Here is a 6,695-nt window from a genome sequence, read left to right on the forward strand (position 1 = left end):
GCATGATGTACGAGGGAGCCCTCCAGGATCTCGTGGAGGAGTTCGGGAAACTACCGGGGATCGGCCCGAAGTCCGCGCAGCGCCTCGCGTTCCACATCCTGCAGAGCCCGGACGAGGAGGTCACGGCCCTCGCCTCGGCGCTCGCAGAGGTGAAGAAACGCGTGAAGTTCTGCGAGGTCTGCGGCAATGTCGCGGAGGACGCACAGTGCGTCGTCTGCAAGGATCCGCGCCGCGACCGGTCGATCATCTGCGTCGTCGAGGAGCCCAAGGACGTCATCGCGATCGAACGCACCCGCGAGTACCGGGGTCTCTACCACGTCCTCGGTGGGTCGATCGATCCGATGGCCGGTGTGGGCCCGGACGACCTGCGCATCAAGGAGCTCATGCCCCGGCTCCAGGACGCCGAGGTCACCGAATGCGTCATCGCCACGGATCCCAACCTCGAGGGGGAGGCAACGGCGACGTACCTCGTCCGTCTCCTCGGTGCTCTCGGCATCACCGTGAGCCGCCTGGCCTCCGGTCTGCCCGTCGGTGGCGACCTCGAGTACGCCGACGAGGTCACCCTCGGACGTGCCTTCGAGGGACGCCGCGCCGTCAGCTGATCACGGGCGCGGCCCTGGCGGCGTCGACCGTGCCGTGCTCCGCGTCAGTCGCCGTCGAGGAGCGCATGGTCCTTCCGGCCGAAGAACCACAGGAGGAGTTCGAGGGGTTCTCCCCGGAGCTCCACACTCCCACCCGCGGTCCCGCGACCGCACTCGACGGTCTCGAGCACACCACCGCTCGGTGTCAGTGCCGTGAGTGCGTAACGAGTACCCGAACGCAACGCACTCATCCGGGCGAACATGCGCACAGTGTTCCAAGCGGACCGTTGATGCGCGTCGCTCAGCACCCGGGGCGCCCACTCGTCCTGTGCGCGCCGCACGTCCTCGTGGTGGACGAGGAGCTCAGTACCGTTCACGAGCTCCCGGACCGGTGGAAGACCGGCCGGTGACCACCAGGGCTCCCCCTCCCCGACGAGGCCGACGAGTTCCTCCCACGCGAGTGAACGGAGCCGTGCCTCGGCCGACTCGGTGCGGGCCAGGAGACGGGGGAAGCGGCCGACCGCCCCGGGCGCGGTATTGCCCGGCAGGGCCGTGGGGAACCGGTCACGGACGACGAGGTGGATCGCGAGGTCCTCCGTCGTCCACCCCTCACAGAGCGTGGGCGCGGACGGACCGACCTCGCGGAGGAGGGCGGTGAGTGCGAGCCGTTCGGAACGAGCGAAATCCGTCATGCGCGCAGACTACAGTGGCCGCTCTCGTGCAGGCGCGGATCCGCAGTCACGGTCTCCGGACGATCACACCGCGGCCGTGGGAACTCCACCGGACACTACTCCACCGGGCACTGTCGCGGTTCCGCCGAGGAGCGCCCTTTCCCACGCCGCGAGGAAGTCACCCACCCGGGTCACCGAACGATAATCCGCGTACTCGTCTCCACGGGTCGGGCCGTCGGTGACGATGACGACGGGCTTGCCGTGCTTCCTCGCGTGTTTGACGAACCGCAGGCCGCTCATCACCGCGAGCGAGGTGCCCATGACGAGCAGGCCGGACGCGGAATCGACGAGATCGACGGCCCCCTGCGTGCGCACCGCCGGCACCGACTCACCGAAGTACACGACGTCCGGTTTGAGCAGTCCCCCGCATGCCGGGCAGTCCCACACACGGAAACCCGCGGTCGCTTCGAGATCGACGTCGCCGTCGGGTGCGGTCTCGATGTCGGCCGGGTCCACCTCGAGGTCGGTGAGGAAGTCGGGGTTGAGGCGGGTGAGGTGCGCCTGGACGAGATCACGGTCGTACAGTTCCCCGCACTGCAGGCAGATGACGCGGTTCAGCCGACCGTGCAGGTCGATGACGGGATCGGACCCGGCGTCCTCGTGGAGGCCGTCGACGTTCTGCGTGATGATGCCGTGCGGCTGCAGGCGGGCGAGCGCACGGTGTCCGGCGTTCGGCCGTGCCATGTCCATGTGGCTCCATCCCAACCAGCTCCGTGCCCAGTAGCGGCTGCGCTGCGCGGGTCCGGAGAGGAAGGTCTGGACGGTCATCGGCCGGCGGGGTGGCGCCGCGGGACCGCGGTAGTCCGGGATGCCGGAATCGGTGCTGAGACCGGCGCCGGTGAGGACGGTCCAGTCGCGCGGACCCCCGAGCGCACGGACGATCTCCTCGTCGGAGTGGCTGGGGGTGGGGCGCACCCGTCCCCGCAGCGGGTCGGTGATGATCGGCACGAGCGCGTGTCCTTCCTCGAAGGGGTCCGGCGATCTGCCGGATTCCGGGGTTCCGGTCTCGGAACGTGCACCCCCGGGTCATTGTTCCCCACGTGGGTAAAGTGGAGTGCGCCCCACATTCCCGACCTGCGCCCGCGTTCCGTTCCGGACCCGCGCGCCACAGTCCCACGACCCCCTCCGGAGGCCCGCTCATGGACATCGTCATCGGAATCATCCTCGTCGCGCTCGTCGCCATCATCGCGATCGCGGCGGTGGCGTTCTTCCGGGCCCGGGCGAAGGAGAAGGAGGCCGAACGTCGGAAGGCCGCCGAGGCGCCCCGCGCCCACGATCCCTTCGCACCCTCGCAGGAGGCCGGCGGGGATCCGCGGAACATCCACGCCGGTGACATGATCGAGCACCTCGGCGAGAAGCACTGGGTGCGCGGCACCCTCCGCTACACCGAGGGCTCGTACACCTGGGCCGAGCACTTCTTCCAGGCGGACTCCTCGCCGGTGCGTCGCTGGCTCAGCATCGAGGAGGACCCCGACCTCGAGATGTCCGTGTGGGAGGACCGCCCCGACCTCGATCTCTCCCCCACCGACAAGACGATCACCGTCGACGGCGTCACCTACACGATGGTCGAGCACGGCACCGCACAATTCCGGTCCGAGGGCACGACCGGCCTGCCGGCGTCCGGTGGTGTCGACTACGTCGACTACGAGGGCCCCGACGGCCGATTCCTCTCGATCGAGCGCTACAACCACGGGAAGTGGGAGGCGAGCACCGGCAAGGCCGTGCCGCTCGGTTCCTTCACCATCTACCCCGGAAGCTGACGTGTTCACCGCCGACGTCCCCTTCGCGGACACCTCCGCCGCCGACCTCGCGTTCTCCCGCGGGGCCGGACGGCTGCCGGCGATCTGCTCGACCACGGTGCCGCTCGGCGGGAACCGGATGCTCGAACTCGTCGTCATCGGCAGTTCGCACCAGGTGATCGTGTCCGAGAACGGTACCGACGTCTTCGTGGAGACCCTCGCCTGCCTGCCTCCGGTCGGCTCCCGGCACCAACCCGGCGCTCCCGTCGCCGAGGCGCCCTTCCGTGAGCACATCGGGCCCGGCCCCGAGGGCTGGGGTCGGCATTCCTTCGTCGCCGGGGTCGATCATCCGGCGGCGGACGAGTTCCTCGCGCAGGTCGAGCGGATCGTGCGGGCCGCGGAGGCGGCTCCGTACTCGGCGATCGCCGCGTTCCCCGGTGAGGAAGGAGCGGTCACCGCACTCGCGCTCGACACGGACCCCGCTCCCACCGGTGCACCACTGCGTTGGCGGACCTGGCACTGCTACCCGCAGCATTCCGAAATCGTGTACTCCGCGTCGACGCTGGGAGCCGCCACGGCGGCGGTCCCACCGGCGACGCCCGACGGTTCCGGTGTCGTTCTCCGGTCCGCCGCAGCCCACCATGTCCTGGAGGCATCCGCATGAGCGATTACAACCACCAGCAGTTCCGCGGCGACGAGGGAGGTTCTCCCCGCTCCCGCAAGGCACTCATGATCATCGTCGCCGCGGTGGCACTGCTCGTCCTCGTCATCGTCGTCGCCTCGTGCTCGGGCGGGAACAACCGGAGCTCGGGTTCGGACCGCTGCGGCGACTACGACCTCGAGAACGGCGAGTACGTCCTCGACGCCGGTGACGGCGACTACGAGAAGGTCGGCGACGACTACCAGTACGTCGGCTGCAACGAGAGCTCGCGCAGCACCTCGGGCGGTGGCGGCATCTTCATCTTCGGAACCGGCGGCGGACGCAGCTCCGGCAGCGGTTCGTCCGGATTCGGCAGTTCGGACAGCGGTTCGAGCAACTACGGCAGCGGTTCGAGCAACCGCGGCGGTGGAATCGGTTCCGGCAAGTGACACCCACGCGATCGTCCACGCACTCCCAGTCCTCGAAAGGTCAATCATGATCCTCGCGCTCCTCGTCGAATGCGGCATCGTTCTCTCGTATGCGGTCGCCGGTCTGCTCCTCATGGTCATCGGCTACGGCGTCGTCGACCTCCTCACCCCCGGCAAGCTGCACGAATTGCTGTGGGTCGAACGCTCGAAGAACGGGGCGATCCTCGTCGCCTCGAATCTGTTCGGTGTCGCGATCATCGCCGCGACCGCGATCACGGCGAGCGCCGACCACTTCGTGTGGGGTCTCATCAGCACGTTCGCGTACGGGCTCATCGGCATCGGCATCATGGCACTGAGCTTCCTCGTCATCGACGCGCTCACCCCGGGCAAGCTCGGCGACATGGTCCACGGTGAGACCGTCCACCCGGAGATCTGGGTCAACGTCTCGGCACACCTCGGGATCGCCCTCGTCATGGCCGCCGCGCTCCTGTGAGCGCAGGCGCCACCCACGAGGAACCGCTGCATCTGCCCGTGAAACCGGGTTTTGCGCGGTTCCTCGTGTTTTTCGCGGTGTTCCTCTGCGCCGCGTGCGGCATGGTGTACGAGCTCGCGCTCGTCGCACTCGGTTCGTACCTCCTGGGCAACACGGTCGTCCAGGCATCGATCGTTCTCTCGGTCATGGTCCTCGCGATGGGCGTGGGCTCGCTGGCGACGAAACGCCTCGTGCGCTTCGCCGCGGTGTCGTTCGCCCTCATCGAGGCGGCCCTCGGTATCATCGGTGGACTCTCCGTCCTCGCGCTGTACCTCGCGTTCGCCTTCATGAACGTCTACACCGCGGCAATGGTGATCGTCGCCTTCGTCATCGGGGCGCTCATCGGGGCGGAGATCCCGCTCCTCATGGAACTCGTGCAGAGGATCCGCGCGCAGAAGGCCTCGAGTGCGGCCGCGGACCTGTTCGCCGCGGACTACGTGGGTGGTCTCGTCGGTGGCCTCGCGTTCCCGTTCGTCCTGCTCCCGCTCCTCGGTCTGCCCCGCGGGGCCCTCGTCGTCGGCGCGGTGAACGCGATCACCGGCATCGCGATCGTCCTGTGGCTGTACCGGCGGCAGGTCGCCCGGCGGACCCGCGTGGGGCTGGCGGCGGTGCTCACCGTCATCCTCGTCGTCCTCGGTGTCGCGTGGGCTTTCACCGATTGGATCGAGGTGACCGGACGGCAGAAGCTCTACCGGGATCCCGTGATCGTCGCCGAGCGCTCGGAGTACCAGGACATCGTCGTCACCCAGCACCTGCGCACGAAGGACACCCGCCTGTTCCTCAACGGTGATCTCCAGTTCGCCAGCCAGGACGAGTACCGCTACCATGAATCGCTCGTCCATCCGGTGATGAACGGTCCGCACGCGCGCGTGCTCGTCCTCGGCGGTGGCGACGGCATGGCGATCCGTGAGGTCCTCAAGTATCCCGACGTCGAGAAGGTCACGCTCGTCGACCTCGACAGCGCCGTCGTGGATCTCGCGCTCTACGACGAGACGATCTCCTCCCTCAACGGGCGGTCCTTCGAGGACCCGCGGGTCGACTACGTCTCCGCGGACGCCTTCACCTGGCTCAAGGAGAACCGGACGGAGCCGTACGACGTCGTCATCGCGGATCTGCCGGACCCGGACGGGGAGGCCACCGCGAAGCTCTACACGATCGAGTTCTACGGGCTCGTCGCCGCGCACATGGCGCCGGGGGCGCGCATGGTCGTCCAGTCCGGCTCCCCCTACTTCGCCGCCGAGGCGTACTGGGGCATCGGGGAGAGCGTCGCCGAGGCCGGCTTCGCCACCACGCCGTACCACGTGGACGTGCCGAGCTTCGGGGACTGGGGGTATCACCTCGCGCAGCTCGGTTCCACGGCGCCGGAACTCGCGGTTCCCCCGGACGTACCCGCGGACCTGCGGTTCCTCACTCCCGAGGTGCTCGACGCCTCGACGGTGTTCCCACCGGACCGGTCACGGGAATCGGTCGGCACGCCGGAGCCGTCCTCGCTGCTCCACCCGCGGGTCATCGACCAGGAGCGGGGTGCCTGGGTAGGGTACTGACATGTCCGCCACGACGACGTCCGGAACCCGTACTGTCCTGCTCGTCCACCACTCCCCCACGGCCGCGACCGGGGCACTCGCGCAGGCGGCGCGGGACGCTTTCGCGTTCGAGGAACTGGGCGAGGTGGATCTGGTCGAGGTGCCGGCACTCGAGGCGACGGCCGAGCAGGTTCTCGCCGCGGATGCGTACGTCCTCGGCACGACCGCGAACTTCGGGTACATCTCCGGGGCGCTCAAGCACTTCTTCGACTCGACGTACGACGACGTCCGCGAGCCGACCGCCGGCCGGCCGTTCTCCTTCTGGATCCACGGCGGCTACGACACGACCGGCGCAGAACGTGCGATGGAGGCGATCACGACGGGGCTCGGCTGGAAACTCGTGGCACCGCCGGTCGTCTTCACCGGCGAGGTCGAGGACCCCCACACCGAGGCGGTCACGGAGATGACCGCGACGGTGGCGGCCACACTGCTGTGACGAGACCCCGCCGAGAACACCGAGG

9 protein-coding genes are annotated in these 6,695 nt (G+C 68.7%); 7 read left to right on the forward strand and 2 right to left on the reverse strand.

The genetic code is table 11. The annotated features are described in order from the left end of the window. The first annotated feature begins 5 nt into the window (after window positions 1–5). Window positions 6–602 (forward strand): recombination mediator RecR, encoded by a 597-nt coding sequence (gene recR, locus ABD172_RS01695; RefSeq protein WP_344306571.1) that lies wholly within the window; start codon window positions 6–8, stop codon window positions 600–602. Window positions 603–646: 44 nt separating this feature from the next. Here recR and ABD172_RS01700 read toward each other — a convergent pair whose 3' ends face one another. Both ABD172_RS01700 and ABD172_RS01705 read right to left on the reverse strand, forming a co-directional pair. Then, complete coding sequence (locus ABD172_RS01700; RefSeq protein ID WP_344306380.1) at window positions 647–1,273, reverse strand: TIGR03085 family metal-binding protein; 627 nt, start codon at window positions 1,271–1,273, stop codon at window positions 647–649. A gap of 63 nt (window positions 1,274–1,336) precedes the next feature. Next, the gene (locus ABD172_RS01705; RefSeq protein WP_344306382.1) at window positions 1,337–2,260 is read right to left on the reverse strand and encodes a Sir2 family NAD-dependent protein deacetylase; all 924 of its coding nucleotides are present in this window, start codon (window positions 2,258–2,260) and stop codon (window positions 1,337–1,339) included. Window positions 2,261–2,451: 191 nt separating this feature from the next. Between ABD172_RS01705 and ABD172_RS01710 the strand changes: the two genes are divergently transcribed. From ABD172_RS01710 to ABD172_RS01735, 6 genes are read left to right on the forward strand one after another with little or no spacing between them, the layout of a single operon-like run. Beyond that, complete coding sequence (locus tag ABD172_RS01710; protein WP_344306384.1) at window positions 2,452–3,072, forward strand: DUF4178 domain-containing protein; 621 nt, start codon at window positions 2,452–2,454, stop codon at window positions 3,070–3,072. Window position 3,073: 1 nt separating this feature from the next. Continuing rightward, entirely contained in the window at window positions 3,074–3,715 is a 642-nt protein-coding gene (locus tag ABD172_RS01715; protein ID WP_344306385.1) for a DUF2617 family protein, read from the forward strand. Continuing rightward, on the forward strand, window positions 3,712–4,140 hold the full coding sequence (locus tag ABD172_RS01720; RefSeq protein ID WP_344306386.1) for a hypothetical protein: 429 nt from the start codon (window positions 3,712–3,714) through the stop codon (window positions 4,138–4,140). Before ABD172_RS01715 ends, ABD172_RS01720 begins: the two co-directional genes overlap by 4 nt. Before the next feature lie 46 nt (window positions 4,141–4,186). Beyond that, window positions 4,187–4,612, forward strand: coding sequence for a DUF350 domain-containing protein (locus ABD172_RS01725; protein WP_344306388.1), 426 nt, complete (start codon window positions 4,187–4,189; stop codon window positions 4,610–4,612). Continuing rightward, window positions 4,609–6,195: a polyamine aminopropyltransferase gene (locus ABD172_RS01730; RefSeq protein WP_344306390.1), complete on the forward strand. Its 1,587-nt coding sequence runs from the start codon at window positions 4,609–4,611 to the stop codon at window positions 6,193–6,195. The genes ABD172_RS01725 and ABD172_RS01730 overlap by 4 nt, the downstream gene beginning before the upstream one ends. 1 nt (window position 6,196) lies before the next feature. Continuing rightward, a complete protein-coding gene (locus ABD172_RS01735; protein ID WP_344306392.1) occupies window positions 6,197–6,670 on the forward strand; it encodes a flavodoxin family protein in 474 nt (157 codons plus the stop codon). The last annotated feature ends 25 nt before the right edge of the window (window positions 6,671–6,695 follow it).

The organism is Brevibacterium samyangense (assembly GCF_039529845.1).
GTDB classification, from domain to species: Bacteria; Actinomycetota; Actinomycetes; order Actinomycetales; family Brevibacteriaceae; genus Brevibacterium; species Brevibacterium samyangense.